The sequence below is a fragment of the Paenibacillus sp. QJM3NY_38 genome (assembly GCF_056173265.1).
In genome coordinates this window covers 341,093-360,073 of sequence record NZ_CM149665.1, presented here as the reverse complement: position 1 = coordinate 360,073, position 18,981 = coordinate 341,093, and the positions used below count along the sequence as shown (strand labels likewise).

15 protein-coding genes and 1 pseudogene are annotated in these 18,981 nt (G+C 49.0%); 8 read left to right on the top strand and 8 right to left on the bottom strand.

All coding sequences use genetic code 11. From position 1 onward, the window contains the following. Window positions 1–88 precede the first annotated feature (88 nt). The 3 genes from AC0VZ8_RS01690 to AC0VZ8_RS01680 all read left to right on the top strand — a co-directional run bounded on the left by AC0VZ8_RS01690 (window position 89) and on the right by AC0VZ8_RS01680 (window position 3,201). Window positions 89–2,038, top strand: coding sequence for an asparagine synthase-related protein (locus tag AC0VZ8_RS01690; protein WP_475485843.1), 1,950 nt, complete (start codon window positions 89–91; stop codon window positions 2,036–2,038). Window positions 2,039–2,054: 16 nt separating this feature from the next. Then, window positions 2,055–2,180 (top strand): paeninodin family lasso peptide, encoded by a 126-nt coding sequence (locus AC0VZ8_RS01685; protein ID WP_119850459.1) that lies wholly within the window; start codon window positions 2,055–2,057, stop codon window positions 2,178–2,180. Window positions 2,181–2,277: 97 nt separating this feature from the next. Beyond that, the gene (locus AC0VZ8_RS01680) at window positions 2,278–3,201 is read left to right on the top strand and encodes a phosphoenolpyruvate carboxykinase (ATP) (protein ID WP_119850460.1); all 924 of its coding nucleotides are present in this window, start codon (window positions 2,278–2,280) and stop codon (window positions 3,199–3,201) included. Between the two features lie 141 nt (window positions 3,202–3,342). On the opposite strand, the gene AC0VZ8_RS01675 is transcribed toward AC0VZ8_RS01680, so the two are convergent. Together AC0VZ8_RS01675 and AC0VZ8_RS01670 are read right to left on the bottom strand one after the other, a co-directional pair. After that, a complete protein-coding gene (locus AC0VZ8_RS01675; protein WP_475485842.1) occupies window positions 3,343–3,564 on the bottom strand; it encodes a hypothetical protein in 222 nt (73 codons plus the stop codon). 192 nt (window positions 3,565–3,756) lie between these two features. Continuing rightward, window positions 3,757–6,543 (bottom strand): annotated as a pseudogene (locus AC0VZ8_RS01670) (glycoside hydrolase family 3 C-terminal domain-containing protein). 243 nt (window positions 6,544–6,786) lie between these two features. Here AC0VZ8_RS01670 and AC0VZ8_RS01665 point away from each other — a divergent pair. The 5 genes from AC0VZ8_RS01665 (at window position 6,787) to AC0VZ8_RS01645 (ending at window position 12,337) form a co-directional block, all read left to right on the top strand. Next, window positions 6,787–8,472: a PrpR N-terminal domain-containing protein gene (locus AC0VZ8_RS01665; protein ID WP_475485841.1), complete on the top strand. Its 1,686-nt coding sequence runs from the start codon at window positions 6,787–6,789 to the stop codon at window positions 8,470–8,472. 161 nt (window positions 8,473–8,633) lie between these two features. Next, window positions 8,634–9,617: a 2-keto-3-deoxygluconate permease gene (locus AC0VZ8_RS01660; protein WP_475485840.1), complete on the top strand. Its 984-nt coding sequence runs from the start codon at window positions 8,634–8,636 to the stop codon at window positions 9,615–9,617. 54 nt (window positions 9,618–9,671) lie between these two features. Continuing rightward, the gene (locus tag AC0VZ8_RS01655; protein ID WP_475485839.1) at window positions 9,672–10,967 is read left to right on the top strand and encodes a four-carbon acid sugar kinase family protein; all 1,296 of its coding nucleotides are present in this window, start codon (window positions 9,672–9,674) and stop codon (window positions 10,965–10,967) included. Further along, window positions 10,964–11,965, top strand: a complete 1,002-nt coding sequence (gene pdxA, locus AC0VZ8_RS01650; RefSeq protein WP_375121326.1) for a 4-hydroxythreonine-4-phosphate dehydrogenase PdxA — start codon at window positions 10,964–10,966, stop codon at window positions 11,963–11,965. The genes AC0VZ8_RS01655 and pdxA overlap by 4 nt, the downstream gene beginning before the upstream one ends. A 195-nt stretch (window positions 11,966–12,160) precedes the next feature. Next, window positions 12,161–12,337: a hypothetical protein gene (locus tag AC0VZ8_RS01645; protein WP_475485838.1), complete on the top strand. Its 177-nt coding sequence runs from the start codon at window positions 12,161–12,163 to the stop codon at window positions 12,335–12,337. 438 nt (window positions 12,338–12,775) lie between these two features. Here the strand turns inward: AC0VZ8_RS01645 and AC0VZ8_RS01640 are convergent, their stop codons facing one another. The 6 genes from AC0VZ8_RS01640 to AC0VZ8_RS01615 form a co-directional block, all read right to left on the bottom strand. Beyond that, window positions 12,776–13,450, bottom strand: a complete 675-nt coding sequence (locus AC0VZ8_RS01640; RefSeq protein WP_475485837.1) for a uracil-DNA glycosylase — start codon at window positions 13,448–13,450, stop codon at window positions 12,776–12,778. Between the two features lie 148 nt (window positions 13,451–13,598). After that, entirely contained in the window at window positions 13,599–14,483 is an 885-nt protein-coding gene (locus AC0VZ8_RS01635; protein WP_475485836.1) for a glycoside hydrolase family 43 protein, read from the bottom strand. Window positions 14,484–14,688: 205 nt separating this feature from the next. After that, complete coding sequence (locus tag AC0VZ8_RS01630; RefSeq protein WP_475485835.1) at window positions 14,689–15,942, bottom strand: mechanosensitive ion channel family protein; 1,254 nt, start codon at window positions 15,940–15,942, stop codon at window positions 14,689–14,691. Window positions 15,943–16,116: 174 nt separating this feature from the next. Further along, complete coding sequence (locus AC0VZ8_RS01625; protein WP_475485834.1) at window positions 16,117–16,596, bottom strand: DUF5381 family protein; 480 nt, start codon at window positions 16,594–16,596, stop codon at window positions 16,117–16,119. A 263-nt stretch (window positions 16,597–16,859) separates the two neighbouring features. Beyond that, window positions 16,860–18,116, bottom strand: coding sequence for a DUF438 domain-containing protein (locus AC0VZ8_RS01620; RefSeq protein ID WP_475485833.1), 1,257 nt, complete (start codon window positions 18,114–18,116; stop codon window positions 16,860–16,862). Window positions 18,117–18,542: 426 nt separating this feature from the next. Next, a complete protein-coding gene (locus AC0VZ8_RS01615) occupies window positions 18,543–18,746 on the bottom strand; it encodes an HNH endonuclease (RefSeq protein WP_475487626.1) in 204 nt (67 codons plus the stop codon). Between the last annotated feature and the right edge of the window lie 235 nt (window positions 18,747–18,981).

Below are 18,981 nucleotides of genomic sequence, written 5' to 3'. Positions count from 1 at the left end.
TACATATTGTATCGTGTTATATAATGACTTCGATACACTAAGTATCGAGTATTAGTGATTGGTTTCGGTCTAATTGGAGGAACGTCTTATGAGTGCTATCGCCGGTATTTATCGTTTTAATGGGGAAAGGGTCAAGTCGGAGCACGGCGGACTTATCATGGAGGCATTGAGGCAATATCCGGCCAACCAAAGCATGGTATGGATCCAAAATAACATCATGCTGGGTTGTCATGCACAGTGGATAACAGAGCAATCCGTCCAAGAATGGTTACCTTCCTATGATTCGAACCGAGGGCTTGCCATAACAGCTGACGCCATAATCGACAATCGAGATGAATTAATGGATCAATTGCAAGTACCTTATCACCTGAGGCCTCATATGACAGACAGTGAAATTCTGCTCCTTGCTTATGAGAAATGGTCCGATCGTATGCCGGAACGGTTGGTCGGAGACTTTACTTTCATCATTTGGGACGAGAGAAAGCAGCTTCTTTTTGGAGCTAGGGACTTCTCGGGTGCTAGGACAATTTATTACCATCGGGATGAACACCAGATTTGTTTTTGTACGGCTATTAATCCCTTATTTTCATTACCTTTTATACATAAAGAGATCAATGAAACATGGTTGGCCGAGTTTCTGGCCATTCATGGCGTTTTTGAACCTCCGGATGTATCCACTACGATTTATAAGGACATCCATCAACTGCCGCCATCTCATAAAATCATCATCCAGAATGATAAAGTATCGGTTAGTCGATACCATAGCCTCTCGAATGTCATTCCTTTGCAATTGGCATCATCAGAAGAGTATGAGGAGGCTTTCCGGGAAGTATTCAACAAAGCCGTAACCGCACGGCTTCGGCGAACGAAACGAAATGTCGGAGCTCATCTTAGCGGAGGATTGGATTCAGGTTCGGTGGTTAGTTTTGCCGCAAGAGCTTTGCACAACGAGAACCGTACGCTCCAAACCTTCAGTTACGTGCCAGAAGCCGGATTTGTGGATTGGACGCCGAAACACAGACTTGCAGACGAGAGACCTCTCATTAAGCAAACAGTGCAATTCGTGGGGAACATTAACGACCACTATTTGGACTTCTCCGGAAGAAGTGCTTTCACGGAAATCGATGATTGGCTTGATATTCTGGAGTCACCCTATAAGTTTTTTGATAATTCGTTCTGGCTTCGAGGCATTTACGAACAGGCGGAACAACAAGATATCGGTATTCTGCTTAATGGCGCTAGAGGAAATTACAGTATCTCTTGGGGACCTGCGCTCGAATATTACACCAAACTTCTGAAAAACCTGAAGTGGCTTCAGCTAACTAAGGAAATCAAACGATATAGCAGGAATGTTGGAGTAAGTCGCAAACGGCTATATTCCATTATCAGCCGTAAGACCATCCCTTCATTGAAACAGCGAAGCTCTTCAATCGCTTCCTGTGAATTCCCGCAATTAATCAATTCAGATTATGCCAAGCGAGTCGGTATTTATGAGAAGCTCAACGACCTTACCTTTACTGGAATCGGCTCAACGGACGATCTCCCAGACGACCCCTTGGAAGCGCGAAGAGTGCATTACGAAAGAGTCAACATGTGGAGCGCAACCGGCACAAGTAATTGTAAACTCTCTCTTCACTACTCCCTATGGAGCCATGATCCCTCCAATGATCTAAGGGTCATTCGTTTCTGCCTATCAACACCAATGGAACAATTCGTTCAGAACGGGATGGATCGTGCTTTAATCCGCCGTTCCACAAAGGGCTGGCTTCCTGATTCTATTCGTCTTAATCATCGAACGAGAGGGATCCAAGCGGCGGATTCCATCTATCGCATGTTAAATGACTGGCCTCTGTTTATAAATGAACTGGATCATGTCTACCGAGATTCCCGAATGCAGCAGATCATTAACATGCCTGTCATACACGACGCCTTAGCCGAAGCCCGTCAGGGAATTAGCCCGAATCAAGCCTACAATCCTTCAATTAAACTGCTCATGCGCAGCGTCATTTTATATCGATTTCTCCAAAAAAACTTCTGAAAGGAGGTGAAGTCCAATGAAAAAGGAATGGAGTGTGCCTGCTTTGGAGATTCTTGACATCAAAATGACCATGGCCGGTCCTGGTAGTGCAATTCCGGACGGTGTACAACCGGATCCGGATGAAATGGTTCACACCAGCTAACATAAAGCTCTCATACATGAAAGTGCAGCCCTTATACGCCTTATTGGGTATACGGGCTATCTTTTTTATTCGCATATTAATCATTGGAGTGAGGACCATGCTTCAAACGTTTAAACGAACCGCATATAAGGCCTTCGGATTTTCGATTTACAGCGAGATTCCTCTTCCTGAGTTACAGCCCGCCCTACTACCTAATGATGTCGCCGATATTGTCATTCGTTATGCTGACTTGAGTGATACATGGATTGAGAGATCTGATTCTTCTCATAAAACACTGGTTTGCCGAGAAGATATGGTCATGTTCAGAGTCCCTGATCTTGCTGTTTTTGCAATAGAAGAGGGAAAGACCATCCGTGTCTCACCCGAACCAGGCGCCGTTCATGACAAAATGCGATTATACATACTCGGATCTTGTATGGGAGCCATTTTATTGCAGCGTCAAATTCTCCCCCTGCACGGCAGTGCAGTCGTCATTAACGATAAGGCTTACGCATTTGTCGGCCTTTCCGGGCACGGTAAGTCAACGCTGGCCTCCGCCTTTTTGCAACGAGGATACCAGCTGTTAACGGATGATGTCATCGCGGTTACGCTGGGTCACCTGAATGTTCCCTATGTGACGTCAGCCTATCCCCAACAGAAGCTTTGGCAGGAAAGCTTGGAGGTCTTTGGCATGAATTCCGATCGATTCCGTCCCTTATTCGACCGCGAAACCAAGTATGCCATTCCCGTGACCACCCACTTTTCTGATGGAACTCTCCCCCTAGCCGGTATCTTTGAGCTTATCAAGTGCGACTGCAGTCATGTCGAGATGCGTAACGTTGAAAAATTAGAACGGCTCCCGCTTCTATATCGCCATACCTACCGAAATTTACTCCTCGCCGATAGCGGTTTAACCAAGTGGCATTTTGACTTTACCTCGCGCATGGCCGGCCATATCGACGCCTATCAGTTGCAACGTCCCCAAGATCAATTGACGGTACATCAACTAACGGATATGGTATTAACTGCAATCGCAAAATGAAAAGAGTAAAAGGCGATGAATCCTCGTCTTTTACTCTTTTTTACTACAGGCACCTTTAATCTCCATAAGTATGTATGGAGGTGAAGGGAGCCGTCTCCCCTGACCGAAGACAGCGAAGAAATGGCATGGTTTCATCACGATTCATTCCTCCGACGGAAGGCTTTCAACGGCTGTGAAAAATACGTCCAGCAGCTCTTTGTCAAACGTTTGTTTGACATAGTCCGATATTCGTCCCAGCTCTTCCTCGCCGTTATATTCCAGGCATGCGCGCCCTTCACACCATAATACCGTGCACTGAAATCGTTGTTTCACGTGCTCGATAACATAATCTTGCTCCACGCAATCACGAAACGTTGAAGCCAAGCGTTCCACGCCCTTTCATCTTTTTATGTTTATACATCATTCTTATTATTCAAATTCCAAATAGGTTTTCGAGGACATTTGTCACACATGGTGGCATGCAGCAGTAGGAGAATCATATAAATGATGACCGGTAAAATTGGAAAAGGGAGCATCCAAAGATCGTAGATCTGCCGGATGCCCCCGTGTTTACATCTAAACCCGCTTAAATTCAATCCACTCGATCTGCAAGCCCGGCTTGACGAAGTCCAGCTTCATCTCGTAATAACCCGCTTCCAATTCCACTTTGACAAGCTTCTGCCGAATCCATCTGCCGTCGGTACCATTCGTTTGAATCGTGGTTACCGGCTGATCGTTCAGCGTGACGTTGCAGGCGCTTTGGGCCAGTTCCGATTCCGGCGACATAATGCGCACAATGATCCGGTACTCACCGGCCTGCTCCACCTTCACATAAGTCGATCCCCCTGCAGCCGGCTTCACTTGCGTGCTCTCCGATAAGGCTTGCGCTGGTACCGACTCGAGGGAAGGATCGGCTTTAAACGAACCTACGGCTTCCTCGATCACCTGCTTTCTGGAGAAGACCGGTGCATGCATCAGGAATTGGCAGATGTTCATGGCGCTGCGCTGCAGCTCTCCTCGGGTCAGCGTGCCATTTTCCAAGGATGCCAGCGTATTGTCTTCCCAGGCGTTGATTTCTGCTCCATAATTCATGACCACCATGTACAAATCGTTTTGGGCACGGACCATCCAGTTCGTATTTTTCCGATCGGCCGGGCCTCCGTTTACCACGTCGTTCATAATGGCCCACCAATCCGTCATGACGATGCCCTGGAATCCCCACTCTCCGCGCAGAATCGTGGTATTCAGATCATAATTGGATGCCGCCCAGTGTCCATTGATCGGGTTGTACGAGGTCATGATGGAGTTCGCCCCGCCCTGCTTCACCGCGATTTCAAAGCCTTTCAGATAAATTTCCCGAAGGGCCCGTTCGGATACGACGGCGTCGACTTTGCTCCGATGCTTCTCCTGGTTATTGCAAGCAAAATGCTTCAGCGTGGCGTTCGAGCCGCCCTTCATAATCCCGCGCGTGCACGCCGCAGCAAAGGCGCCGGAGATGAGCGGATCTTCCGAGAAATACTCGAAATTGCGACCGTTCAGCGGGCTGCGCCGAATGTTGAGACCAGGACCCAGCAACGCATCGATGTTGTAGCTGAGCAGCTCTCGGCCTTCCATCACATAGAGCTCTTCGACCAGCTCCGTATTCCACGTAGCTGCAAGCAGGGTGCCAATCGCCACCTGCGTTGCCTGCTGCCCGCTGTCCATCCGAATACCGGACGGCCCGTCCGCGGTGCAAGCCACCGGAATGCCGTAATCGAGCAGGCGGTCGCTCACGCCCCCAAAAGCCGATGCCGTCCCCGCCGTAACCAGCGGACTGCTCATGCCCTCCCCTCTGACGATGACCGCCAGATCTTGATCGCTGAGCTGGGCGATGAAAGCCTCCATGCTGACTTTCCCCTCATGGACGTCCCTTAAGGTATAGCCTCGATTGCCCGTCTGCTCCAAGGTCGGCGGCAGGTTTAAGTGAATCCGCTCCTCCATGGCAATCGTGCGCTGCGGGACCTCCGCAAAAGTAAGCTCGTACGAGCCGTCCTCCCTGCGAACGCCCGGCTTCATTCGCGTGAAGCTCTCCGATGGGGCCATGGCTTCCTGGAGCTGCTCGACAACTTGCAGCGTTTCTACAACGTAACCTTCCTGGCCATCCAAGCCGATAGGCTGCACATTTCTCACGCTGGTTCCCGCGTACAGACGGTACGTTCCGGCTTCCAATACATAGGCTGAACGGTGACCCGTCACACCTGCATCGTCATAAGAGGCCATAGCATGAACCAGGAACTGGAGCGTTAGCTGCTGCGATTCCCCCGGCTGAAGCTCCTGCGTCTTCCCGAATGCGGCCAGAACTTTGGCAGGCTGGCCCAGCCATCCTTGCGGTGCTTCGTAATACACTTGCACAACCTCTTTGCCTGCATAGGCAGTCCCGATATTGGTCACCTTCACGCCGATCTCAACGGTTTGCGCTCCCTCTCTGACCACAAGCTTGGCTTCTTGCGGCTCGATTCGAAACTGCGTATACGACAATCCAAAACCGAATTCATACTGGACGTCTGCGGGTCGAAACGTTTCGAAAAAACGGTAGCCCACATAAATATCCTCTTGATACAGGTTCTTAAGCTCATTGCCATAATTGCGGGTCGATGGATAATCCTCGATCGAATAAGCAATCGTATCCGTCAGTTTGCCGCTGGGCGTCACCTCGCCCGCCAATACGTCTGCAATGGCGTTGCCGCCCTCCATGCCGCCGTGCCAAGCATAAATGACTGAAGAAATCGGGTGCACATAACCTTCATCGAGCAGCCAGCTCATATCGAGAATATTGGACACATTCAGCACCACAACGGTTTGCTCGAAGTGTGCGGTCACCTGCTGCAGCATGGCTTTTTCTTCGGACGTTAACTGGTAGCTGCCCGGCTCATTGGCATTGTCCTGGTCTTCTCCGGCCGTCCGCCCGATGACAACGATTGCCTTGTCGGATGCCCGTCTTGCCGCGGAAACCAGCTCATCGGTCAAAGGCATTTCCTTCTGATGCCACGGCTCAGCCGCCCAGCCGCCCCCGCCGTTATCGAAAGGATTCTGCTCGATCCACTGCTCATATACAGCAGCCAATTCTTCATTGACGGCGATGCCCTTCTGATCCCGAAGACCGCCCAGAAGATTCGTTGTATGGGAAACATGAACGCTGCCTCCCGACCCCGTACCGCTGCGGTAATAATGGATCTACGTCCTGCCAAAAACGGAAACGGTTTCGTTCGGCTGCAGGGGCAGAGCCTGTCCTTCATTCTTTAACAGTACGGCACCTTCGGCGGCGACTTTTCGGCTGAACTCGGCAAAGCCTTCCAAAGGAGCTCCCACTCTCTGTGTATTCAATATGTTCCCTCCTGTTTATTTTCTCCAAATCACCAAGCCTTATGAAGAAAAGATTGTAAATGCCTGACGAATTCCAACAAAAGGTATTAGGCATCTACGTACTATCATAGTAACAAATTCCGTAGGGGAATACAGTGCAATGTTCGCAGGATGCGATGAAGTTGGCTATAATAATGTAAACATCTATATTCCGTGAACACGGGATATGCGATTGGATGATTTTGAATGAAGGCAGGATCAGTTATGCGTATACGAGTCCATATGATCGCTCCTTATGAAGCGATGGTTCCCATCATACAAGAGTGCATTCCTCTGTTCCCCCAGTTAGACATACAATACGCCGTCGGCGATTTGCAAAAAGGGGCCGAACTGGCAGCTTCGGCTCAAAACAACGGAGCCGAGGTGATTATCAGCCGCGGCGGAACGGCCCAGCTGATTAAAGCCGCGGTATCGATCCCTGTCATTGACGTCCACCTGTCCGGATACGACATGATCCGTTCCTTGACGCTGGCGAGCCAGTTTAACGGAAAAACCGCCATTGTCGGCTTTTCCAATATTACATCGGGCGCCCAATCGATTATTGATTTAATGGATCTGCCTTTAAAGGTGTACACCATACACAGCTCCGAAGATGTTGCACGGTTATTGCTGGAGCTGAAAGCTGCCGGATACCGCCAGGTTGTCGGGGATGTCATCACCGTCCATACGGCCGAGGCTTACGGGTTAAAGGGCCTCCTCATCCATTCCGGCAAAGAATCCATCATGCGAGCCCTGGACGATGCCCAGCTCATCTACCGCTACCTGAGCAACAACCATACCGTCTCAGCCATTCTGAACGATCTGGTTGCCAAAGAACACCCCAATCTCGTGATTTTTAACGATCAGAATGAAATCGTATATGAGCAGTTGGCCGATTTTGAGCACAGCCCTTTGACGGATAACCATATCTATCTGATCAATACCCATGTGGAATTCCACAAATCCCAAGTGCAGAATGTTTTTACGATGGACGATTACCAGCTTTCGGTCACAGCCTATGAAACCACATTGGAAAACAAAAGCTATAAAGTATACTCCTTGGAAAAAGGGCGGCCCTATGAATTTGCGCAGTCAGGCATCAAAGCTTACGCTGAGCCTTTAGCAGAACCGATGATTGCCGAATCCGCTGCCATGCGCACCACGCTGGCAAGCATCCAAGCCCTGTATCAACATCATGAGCCCATACATCTGCTTGGCCGGGAAGATACGGGCAAGTCCTTCATCGTAAAGTATATTCATCAATTGTACTCGGACGGCGGATTACTGCTTCAGATCGATCTAGCCCAGGTTTCCCCGGATCAGTTAGAAACCCTGCCGCTGTCCAAAGCGAGGACCGTGGAATTCATCCATGTGGAAGAATGCATGCAGGATCCGAATTTGATAGCCTTTGTGGAGTCTTGCCTGCATAAGGAGATTGGCGTATTCATGCTTAGCGAGCAGGCGCTTGACCATAAGGGAACCCCCAACATGAAGCTGAATACGATCCTCATGCCTTCGCTTTCGGACCGGTTGGAGGATCTGCCTTCGCTTATACAGCTCTTTTTAAGCCGATACCATCAAAAATACGGGACGGCAGCGGTCAAAATAAAGGAAGAGGCCTTGCAGCTGATACGGCAGAATGCTTCCCACATGACGATCGGCCAATTAAAGCAGCTCATTAAACAGGCGGCGATGAACGAAACGGACTATGTGATTTCAGCCGATACACTAGCGCGCTTGCTCGATCATCAGCCTCCAGCCTCAACCCCTATTCCGTTAAAAGGGACTCTGAAAGAGATCGAGAAAGACATTATTCAATACGTACTCCACGAGGAAAAGAATAACCAATCTAGAGCAGCCGAACGGTTAGGGATTAATCGGGCCACGCTTTGGCGTAAACTTAAAGAATAAATTTAAGTTTACGTCTTTTTTTTATTCCGAGTGTTGCAATTTTAAACAATTTATTAGATTTATCATATTTACAGAAATTATATGTTGCTAAAATAAACAATTTGAACTAGTATAATTACTGCAAGCGCTTCAATAAAACGATTACACAAGGAGCTAACATTATGAAAATTAAAGCGACATTAGATCGTATCCCTGGCGGTATGATGGTTGTTCCCCTCCTCATCGGAGCGTGCATCAATACATTCGCACCAAACGCTTTGCGGATCGGCGGGTTTACGGAAGCCTTATTCGTGAATAGCTCGAGTACGCTCATCGCCCTTTTCTTATTGATTGCCGGCACGCAGATCACGTTCAAAACGGCAGGTTCGTTGGTCGGAAAAGGCGTCACGCTGCTTGTGTTTAAGTGGACGATCGGCGCGCTATTAGGTTTGGTCGCCATCCTGTTTGCGGATTCCAACGGATTATTCCTGGGCCTTGCCCCTCTGGCCATCATCGCGGCCATGACGAATTCAAACGGCGGACTATATATTGCGTTAGCCGGACAATACGGAAAAGAGGATGACAAAGCAGCCTATCCTTTCCTGGCATTAAGCGACGGACCGTTCTTGACGATGGTCGCGCTCTCGATCTTCGGCGCCATGGGTTTTGCCAACGGCATGTTCTCGCCGATGTCTTTCGTTGCCGTACTGCTTCCGCTGCTCGTCGGCGTCGTCATCGGGAACCTGGACCGGAATATGGCGGAATGGCTGCATAAAGGCAGTGACAAGCTGGTTCCGTTCTTTGCCTTCTCGCTCGGTATGGGCATCAATTTCTCATCCATCATTCAAGGCGGACTGAGCGGTATTCTGCTTGGCGTGCTGACGGTCCTGCTCACGGGCGGTATTGGTTTTCTTCTGTTCAAGGCGATCGGCTGGAATCCGATTGTCGGTGCTTCCGAGGGCTCCACAGCGGGTAATGCGGTAGGCACGCCGGCTGCGATCGTCGCCGCGAATGCTTCCTTCGCGCCGATTGCCGAAATCGCGACCGTGCAAATCGCCGCGAGCGTCGTGACGACCGCCATACTGCTGCCTGTCTTTATTGGATTCCTGTCCAAGCGACTGGAGAAATCAGGCGGCGTCGAAAAATACAACAACCCTGCAGCATAGAGGTTATCCCTAACCCCTCGAATGCATCGTTTTTCTCAAGGAGGAGGTAACTGCATGAAATTAGCCATCATTGCAGATGATTTGACTGGCGCCAATGACAGCGGGGTCCAACTCGCTCGTCATGGCCTTAAAACAAGCGTTCTGTTCGATATGGACAAAGACAACATTCGTCATTACGATGCCGTTGTTTTCGATACGGACAGCCGTTCCATAACACCCGAAGAAGCTTATCAACGAGTAAGCCGGGCCGCTCGATTTTTAACGGATGCCGGGTTTGATACGATTTTCAAAAAAATGGACTCCACCATGCGCGGCAATATTGGGACCGAAATTGATGCGTTGTATAATGTGGTGAAGCCGGACTTTATGATGATCGCTCCGGGTTATCCCAAGAACAATCGAACCATTCTTAACGCTACCCATTACTTGAATGGAGTACCGTTAGCCGAAACCGAAATTGCCCATGATCCCAAAACGCCTGTCACCCACTCCTATCTTCCCGACTTGCTGAAGCTGCAAACCAAGTATGCCGTCGGCGAGATCTCAGTCCGTGATCTGGAGGCTGGAGCAGGCCGCATTGAAGGCAAATTAAAAGAGTTTCAAGAACAAAACATACCGTATGTGCTGATCGATTCCACCGAAGAAGCTCATCTGGAGTTCATCCTGCACATCACCGGGCAGCTTCCATACACGTTCGCATGGGCCGGCTCTGCAGGCATCGCCAATTATTTGCCCGCCCATTACCATATTTCGTCAAAACCGAGGGAGCTTGCTATCGCGCAGAATCAGGGACCCATTCTTACCGTGGTCGGCAGCGTGAACAAGAACTCCCGTGCCCAGCTGAAGCTTTTGCTTGAGCATACCGACGTGGTTCCCGTACAATTCGTTTCTTATAAGGCTGTGTCCGATTCAGCGGAGCGCACGGAAGAAATGGCTCGCGTCTATCAAGAAGTCAAGCTGCACGCACTGGAAGGCAAAGATATCGTAATCTATTCGACGGCGGAGTCTTCCGACATCGAACAGGCCCGTGCCGTAGGCGAAGCCCGCGGGCTCAATCACACCGAGGTCAGTAATGAGATTGTCCGCGCCATGGGAGAAATCTGTGCCCAGCTGCTGGAGCAAGGTTATTTCAAGGGCGTATCCATGACAGGCGGAGACACGGCCAAACAAATCTGCATGCAATGGAGCATTAGCGGCTTCGAATTGCTGGACGAGCTGGAAATCGGCGTGCCGATCTCGAAATTTATAGGGATTGACGATCTGTATGTGGTCACCAAGGCAGGCGGATTCGGCAAGCCGGACGTATTTATCCATGCGATTCAAACGATAAAAGGAGGTAATCCAGCATGAAACCGACGGTTGGAATTACGATGGGCGATGCGGCAGGCATCGGACCCGAAATCATTATGAAGGCCTTATCCCATCAGGAGATGTACGATAACTGCAACCCGCTAGTGATCGGAGACGCCAAAATATTGGAACGCGTGCTGCCGATTATCGGCTCAAGCCTGAAGGTGAACGCCATTCAAGAGCCCTCCGAGGCAAAATACGAGTTCGGCACCGTAGACGTCATCGATCTGGACCTCGTGCCGGCTGACCTTGCATTCGGGGAGGTATCGGCCGTAGCGGGAGATGCCGCTTTTCAGTTTCTGGCCAGAGCCATCGATCTGGCGAAGCAGCGGAAGATCCATTCCATCTGTACGGCTCCGCTGAACAAGGAAGCTCTGCATCAAGGTGGACATATGTATCCGGGTCACACCGAAATTTTGGCTGATCTCACGGATACCAAGGATTTCTCGATGATGCTGACGACCCCGAACCTCCGGGTCATTCATCTGACGACGCATATGGGATTGATCGAGGCCATTCAGAGCATCAACCCGGAAAGAACGTATACCGTCGTCAAACTGGCCCACGATACCTTGAAAAAGGCCGGTTTCGACAATCCAAGAGTCGCGGTCTGTGGAATCAACCCGCATGCGGGCGAAAACGGATTGTTCGGCAACGGCGAAGAAGAAGAAAAGCTGCTCCCGGGCATCGAGCGTGCCCAACGGGAAGGCATTAACGTGGTTGGCCCCCTCCCTGCGGATACGTTGTTCTTCAGAGCCGGCCGAGGCGATTTCGATATCGTCGTGGCCTGCTACCATGACCAGGGACACGCGCCGATCAAGGTCATGGGCATCGAAGAGGGCGTGAACATTACGGTCGGACTGAAAGGCGGCATCATCCGCACCTCGGTCGACCATGGCACCGCCTTCGATATTGCAGGGAAGAACATCGCCGATGACAAAAGCATGCTCGCTGCGATTCGTTCTGCCATTGAGCTTGCCCCGAAGGATCAAATGTAATCGTGTGACGATCGAAGATGTCATATGTAGAAGGCCCGGCAGAAGCCGGGTCTTTTTGCGATCTTTTGCTATGAACGCTAAAGTATCCGTGACTACGCCCCGATCCAACCTAAGCAGTAATCGAGAATAACCTCACGACCGCCGGCACATAATAATCATCACAATCGATTCCAGCAAATAAGGAGGCCCCTTCCATTGAGCACGAACCATCCGGACAAAAACCTGATCAACACGGTGGAACAACTGGCAGAGACACCCGTGAACAGCCATGAGGCCCAGCAACAGCAGCAAGCCCGCAATGATCGCCGGAAGCAGGCGCTGCATAACAGCGACGGCAAATACAAGGAGAATGAATCCAAGAACTATCACTAGCCATGCTGCAGCGTCTATAGCAAGCTTCAATAAATGCACATATTTCTACGTACACGTTAAAAAAAACGACCAGTTCCGGTCGTTTTTTTGATTTGGCATAAACATCTAATCATCCTATGAGCTGATCGTTTCGCAGGACCAAAACGATTGTCCAAATGGAAAAAGACCACCTAAAAAGGTGGTCTACATCGTATGCTGCGAGTAGGCGAACCGTGACCATTTACAGCCACAATTCGCTGAATCGAAAGGATATCTGTGGGCCTACGCTTTCGAATCGGGCCGTTAAAGCATCTTTTGCTTTCTGATCGAGCCGTACAAACGGGCATAAGCCCATCCGGGTGGTAAGCAAAAACCACATCCTCATGCGAATGTGGTTTTTTGGTCTAGATACAATCGCTTGCGGAATGCAGAGGTTTCGCGAATGCCCTCTCCTTCCGCTTACAAGTTCGGAATCTGCCAATCCACTTCCTGAAGCCCCATACTGCGTAGAAATTCGTTCGCGCGAGAAAACGGCTTGCTGCCAAAAAAGCCTCGATGCGCAGACAACGGACTCGGATGCGGCGAACGAAGCAGTTTATGCTGCCGGTTCGTAATGAGCTCCGCCTTCTTCTGGGCGTGGCTTCCCCATAACAGGAACACGACAGGCTCATTTTTCCGGTTGATCGTCTCGATGACCTTATCCGTAAAGCTTTCCCATCCCCTGTTTTTATGAGAATTCGCTTCATGGGCCCTTACGGTGAGCACCGTATTTAGAAGCAATACTCCCTGCTTCGCCCATGTTATCAGATGGCCGTTATTTGGAATGAAGCAGCCCAGATCATCCTGAAGCTCCTTGTACATATTTTGCAAGGAAGGCGGCGTGCTGACGCCCTCTTTGACAGAGAAGCTTAGGCCGTGGGCCTGTCCCGGTCCATGATAAGGATCCTGGCCCAGAATGACCACCTTGGTGTCCGCCAGCGATGTATAGTGCAGCGCATTAAAAATATCGTATTTATCGGGATAAATGGTTCTCGTCCGATATTCCTCAATGAGAAACTCCCGCAGCTGTAAGTAATATGGCTTCGTAAACTCCTGATCTAAATATGTCGCCCAGTCATTCTTCAATATCGCCATTTCGGGTGCTTTCCTCCTGTTATGGTCAAAAGATATAACTAGATTATATCATACGGATTTCTGGTATTTTCCTAACACCTAACCCTCGCGAAGACGCAAAAAAAGCGACCGATTACCGGCCGCTTTTTCACCATTGATTCCCTTATAATCAAGTCATGATGACCGGCTCAATCTTCCCGTTGCCGATCCGCATCCGATCTATGCATAACTGGCGATGGCCCGGCTCGGTGTCCCCAATGATTCGGCGGTGGTACACGATAAGCCATTCATCTCTCTCCTGCAAATGCAGGTAGCCATGGTGGCCGGGTCCTTCGGCAATCGGCTCCTGACGCTCCAGAATCGTGCCTTCATTCTTGAATGGACCGAGCGGGCTGTCGCTTACGCCATAGGCTACGCGATAGGTTCCATTCGTCCATCCGCCCATGGACCACATCAGATAATAAAGTCCGTCCTTCTTAATCATACAAGGACCTTCCACGTATCCCTCCGGCGTAATGGAACGGAAAATTTCATTGCCGTTGTCGGCCGATGGAACGAATCCCGTCATCTCTTCGTTCATCCGCGCAACGTTGCAGTGCCCCCATCCGCCATAATACAGATAGATCGTTCCGTCTTCGTCCTTGAATAGATGCGCATCGATCGGCTGTGCCTGATGAATGAACTTATCCACGAGCGGCTTCCCCAAGTAGCCTCTGTACGGCCCCTCCGGACGGTCCGCAACGGCGATTTCCAAACCGCCGGTTTCCTCGTTCGATTGGATATCGTTCGATGCAAACACGAGATAATATTTCCCTTGGTGCTCGATATGGGTCGGTGCCCAAACCGCCCTCCATATCCATGGAAAATCCGCCATCTCGATAATGCCTTCGTGTTTCTCCCAATGGATCAGATCGTCGGAACTGAATGCGTCCAAATTCATCTGCATCGTATATTCCGTGAAGGACCGCGTGGCATAAATCCAGTGCTTTCCCTCATACGTTCTGGCTTCGGGGTCTGCATACCAGCCGGGTATGATCGGATTGTTGATGTTCAATGGTAGACACTCCTTTCCTGTGCTGGGCATGTCGAGTTCGAGCGAGAGGGCATCGCCCGCCGACCAATGGCGCTCGATTGAGCGATAGCCTCGTTCTACCATTGCTTCTACAACGGATAGCCAATCTCCTCCCGTGTGAAATCCGCCCCCAGTTCACTTCTCTTCATGGCAAATATCGAAAAAAGCAGCTTACGCCAAGTCGCTCTCAATAACCCCGGGAATATTCCGGGCTTTCTTTGAGATGAACGATATCATGGCCGGTTGGATTTTGGAAGGCACGCAGCCCGAAGGTCGGCGCAACGGCAAAGATATGGTCAAAGATATCCGCTTGAATCGATTCATAAACACCCCAGTTGGTATCATTGCTGAACGCGTAGATTTCCAAGGGCAGTCCGTTATCTCCCGGCGCTAACTGCCTGACAATCAGCGTCATATCCTTATGGATTTTCGGATGATTCCGCAGGTATTGATGGATATACTCCCTGAACACGCCCACATTCGTAAGCTGTCTGCCGTTCACTTTGCTTTCCGTATTGATCTGATGCTCGATGTTGTATGCGTTAATTTCGTGTAATCGGGTCGTGACATAATCGGAAAGGTAGTGAATCTTCTGAAATTCCTCAATCATTTCCTTGGTGCAAAAGCAGATGCTGCTCGTATCGACATAGAAGCTTCGCTTAATTCTTCGGCCGCCGGATACCTGCATGCCTCTCCAGTTCTTAAACGAGTCCGAGATGAGGGCATAGCTGGGAATCATCGTGATCGTTTTATCGAAATTCATCACTTTTACCGTATTCAACGTAATGTCGATGACGTCGCCGTCCGCATTGTATTTCGGCATTTCAATCCAATCGCCGACACGCACCATATCATTGGATGATAATTGAACGCCTGCCACCAAGCCCAGTATGGAGTCCTTGAACACCAGCATCAGAACGGCCGATAGAGCACCAAGCCCGCTGAGAATGATCAAAGGATTCTGCCCGATGAGGTTCGAGATCACCACAATGCCGCCGATGATGAACAGAACGATTTTCACCACCTGAATGTATCCCTTAATCGGTCGGATCTTGGAAACTTCAAATGAACGATAAATGTCATCAAAAGCATTAAGCAGCGCATTCAACACCGTGATGGTGACGATAATCATGTACGTCATGGCCGCTTTTTCAATCAGAATTTGGTACGCCGGAAAGATGGACGCCGAAAAATAAATAATGATTGCCGGCACAAGATGCGACAGCTTGTGGAACACTTTTTTCTCCACGATGATATTGTCCCATGTGTACCGATTGTTGTTGACGATATGAATAATCGTCTTCAGCACGATTTTTTTGGTAATAAAATTGGCCAGTATGGAGATCACCGCGATAAAAACGACCATGATCATATTCGAGAGATATCCAATGGTTTGTTCGCTCATGCCATATCCGTCTAGTTGATTTTTGATAAAGTCCATTGTTTCCTCCTGACGCAGTTTAAGATTAGCCTATTATTATAGAGGAGATTCTAGTACTGCGCAAAGTTCAGAATCAGACATCGCTGGGTTGATTTGGAAGATGCTTGGTGTAAGACGGTCTGTTTGAAAAACAAAAAAAGAGCACCGAAAGGGTGCTCTCTTGGTCTGATTCGATCAAATCCGTTTCGTTTCCTTTCCGTTACGGCTGATCAACCCTCGCAGGCGCTTCATGACAGACTGAATTTCGGTATCGGTCAACAAATAATACGTATTCACAGTCCAGATCTCTCTGTTGTTCAAATGAAAAATCAGCACAGGAAATTTCGGAAGCAGCCACTTCCGAATGGAAGGGCCGCTATAGCTGACACTTGTAATCTCCGTCCAGGCCATGGTCCGCGTTCCATCTGAAATTGAATTTTGATCGTAGGTGATGAGCTGCGTGTCTGATTTCAGGGCCCTTGGCAAGCTGACAACCAGATATCCTCCAAAAAACGGAATCCCTATTATGGCTGATGTGATACAAAAAAACTTACGGATAAAGGAAGTATCCAGAATAAAGGCCGCGTACAGCAGAAACAGGCAGGCCAGCACAAACAATAAACTACCAAGTGCTTTGCCCCATGCCACGGATTTTCGATACGATATCCCGTTCATGATTTAGCGCCTTTTTAAAATGATTTGAACAGTCCTTTAATCCAGCTAACTCCACTTTCGACCGCTTGAGCTTTGCCGTGGTGATACCTCTATTGTATCAAAGAGCCGTTTCTTTTTGTTTGGCTAGATGAAAAAGAGGCCTTGTCTCCGTCATTTACGATGACCTTTGAGACAGCCCCTTTTAGTATGTATGATGGCAAAGCGTGGCTGTTAGAAACCACGGTTCGCCGGATCCCATTTTGACTGAATTGAACATACGAAACTTACGGTGAGAGGATCCTTTTTTGACCGGTGAGCTCCTGGATCGGCTTAATGTTTTGAGTGAATTCCAGCGTGCCTAAGTAGTTTCCTTCTTCATCCCTTACGGCAAAATAACGAATGTAGACAAATTTATCTTTAACCGGGATCCAGAAATCCTCTGCATCTTTGACACCTGCTTTGAAATCAGCAAGCAGCTGATTGACGACATGAACGCTTTGCGGAGGATGGCAGTTCTGAACACTTCGGCCGATCACCGCTTTGGTACGAACGAAGATTCGTTCTTTGCCCAGTGAAAAATATCGAACGATATCATGTTCATCAATAAAGGTTAGGTCGACCGGTAAATGATTTAAGATGGATTCCATCTGTTTGACCGATAAAATGCCTGTACTCATCCGGATGTATCCTTCTTGCAGCGGAGAAGACCCCAATCCCTGATCTGCGCCAGGTTCAGCTGCCCTTTCAGGAATCCATGGTTGATCCGGCGCAACCAAGCAATAACCGACTTCTTCGCTTTGGGCAGCAATTTGAAGCCATTCATCTTCCGTCAACTTCTCCAGAGCCATTGGCAATAAAATATGTTCCTCTTTATAGATCATTTCTGTTACTTCATTTAAGACGCGTTTGGCAAGGTCCACTACGCTCTGCGCATTGCCCTCAAAATCAGTGAGTTTGGCTTTCACTTCTTTTATTCCCATTCGGATACCGTCATCGACTGCCCACATCACCTTGGTTGGTCCATAAATTCCGTATTTCTCGAGAAATGGAAAGAGCAAATTCTCTTTGCGGCTGTAGTGTTTGTCTACATCATAGAGGAGACTGAAATCCTCCAGCAATTTGAGGCGATTGGCCTCCCCTTGATCCTTCAGAAATTGATCCAGATGCAGCGCGATTTTGAAATTTGCCAGTCGATCGATTTCCTGGTTCTCCCTCTTAAACGTAAACACAGGATGTCCAGGCTGCTCTTCGGATTGATGAGCTCTGTGAATGTCTTGGATGGAACCTTTGAATACCGCAGCATGCACGCTGCACAGTCGCTGTACTTCGGTTACCGGTATTCCTTCCTCCTGCATCAGTACTTGCTCCAGCTCCGAAATCTCATCAACCGATATTTCGCCTACAGCTTGATTGAATTTTGACTTCACTTCCTCCACGCTTTTTCCATGGTGCAGCTCTTTAATGATTTCCTTGAGCAAATGGATACGGGCCGTTCGATGAGCAGAAATTCCTTCCTCACGGTTATTAATGAGTTCACTCATGTTCATCACCTCTGTTTTGTTTCAATATATAAAGATGAAGTTCGATTCTATTTACATCTCTAAACTAGCATCCTCATGCTCCACGGCTTGTGATTAAAAGCACAAAGAGAATGAACATTCAATGACTAAGGAAGGATGAAAAGAATGATCCCGGTTCTTCGAAAGTTCTCCTTCTTCCCACACACCTTGTATTCTGGGTGTTTCTGCACGCTGTCGAGTCCGAATTGTTCGCTTCCTAACAGAAAAGCGACCGAAATACGGCCGCTTCAATAACGGTATGAGAGACTGAGGGAGCCTAACTCTGACCGGGACATTACCACATCTTTTCATCCGAGTGGCCACCATGAAATGTCGGCAAAATGAATGAGCACGTCACGATTTCTGCATAAACTTCGGTCGGTCAAAACAACAATTCTAAGCCTTTACTTAAGTGCCTCTTTTTTTCAATTGACGATGTCTGTATTTAGCTATAAAGATACGCAAGCTAAGCTTCATAAGATTTGGAACAGCGTGTGCGTTTTCTTTGAGAAAGGACAATGCAGAACGGTTTCCTCGCTTCGTATTGCATTCGCTGCATGAAGCGATCAGGTTGTGCGGAAGATCCGAGCCGCCTTTGCTTGAGGGGATCATATGGTCCACTGTCGTCGCGTGTTGTCCGCACCACAAACAAGTGTGATGATCTCGTTTCAGTGCAGCTTTGCGATAGTCCCGAAATAAGAACGGATTATAAAGCAATTGGATCGTCTGCTCATCAACCCAGACAGCTTCGCGATCGCTCAACTTCCCGCCAAGCCCGATGGGGCAAACATGGTGTCAGTTGTTGACCATCCATATTGAGTACCGTTATCAATGGTTCCTCTCCATC

Bases quoted from the DNA above. Each gene is read 5' to 3' on its own strand.
- AC0VZ8_RS01690 (WP_475485843.1), top strand. From the start codon at position 89: ATGAGTGCTATCGCCGGTATTTATCGTTTTAATGGGGAAAGGGTCAAG.
- AC0VZ8_RS01685 (WP_119850459.1), top strand. From the start codon at position 2,055: ATGAAAAAGGAATGGAGTGTGCCTGCTTTGGAGATTCTTGACATCAAA.
- AC0VZ8_RS01680 (WP_119850460.1), top strand. From the start codon at position 2,278: ATGCTTCAAACGTTTAAACGAACCGCATATAAGGCCTTCGGATTTTCG.
- AC0VZ8_RS01665 (WP_475485841.1), top strand. From the start codon at position 6,787: ATGCGTATACGAGTCCATATGATCGCTCCTTATGAAGCGATGGTTCCC.
- AC0VZ8_RS01660 (WP_475485840.1), top strand. From the start codon at position 8,634: ATGAAAATTAAAGCGACATTAGATCGTATCCCTGGCGGTATGATGGTT.
- AC0VZ8_RS01655 (WP_475485839.1), top strand. From the start codon at position 9,672: ATGAAATTAGCCATCATTGCAGATGATTTGACTGGCGCCAATGACAGC.
- pdxA (WP_375121326.1), top strand. From the start codon at position 10,964: ATGAAACCGACGGTTGGAATTACGATGGGCGATGCGGCAGGCATCGGA.
- AC0VZ8_RS01640 (WP_475485837.1), bottom strand. From the start codon at position 13,450: ATGGCGATATTGAAGAATGACTGGGCGACATATTTAGATCAGGAGTTT.
- AC0VZ8_RS01630 (WP_475485835.1), bottom strand. From the start codon at position 15,942: ATGGACTTTATCAAAAATCAACTAGACGGATATGGCATGAGCGAACAA.
- AC0VZ8_RS01625 (WP_475485834.1), bottom strand. From the start codon at position 16,596: ATGAACGGGATATCGTATCGAAAATCCGTGGCATGGGGCAAAGCACTT.
- AC0VZ8_RS01620 (WP_475485833.1), bottom strand. From the start codon at position 18,116: ATGAGTGAACTCATTAATAACCGTGAGGAAGGAATTTCTGCTCATCGA.
- AC0VZ8_RS01615 (WP_475487626.1), bottom strand. From the start codon at position 18,746: ATGATCCCCTCAAGCAAAGGCGGCTCGGATCTTCCGCACAACCTGATC.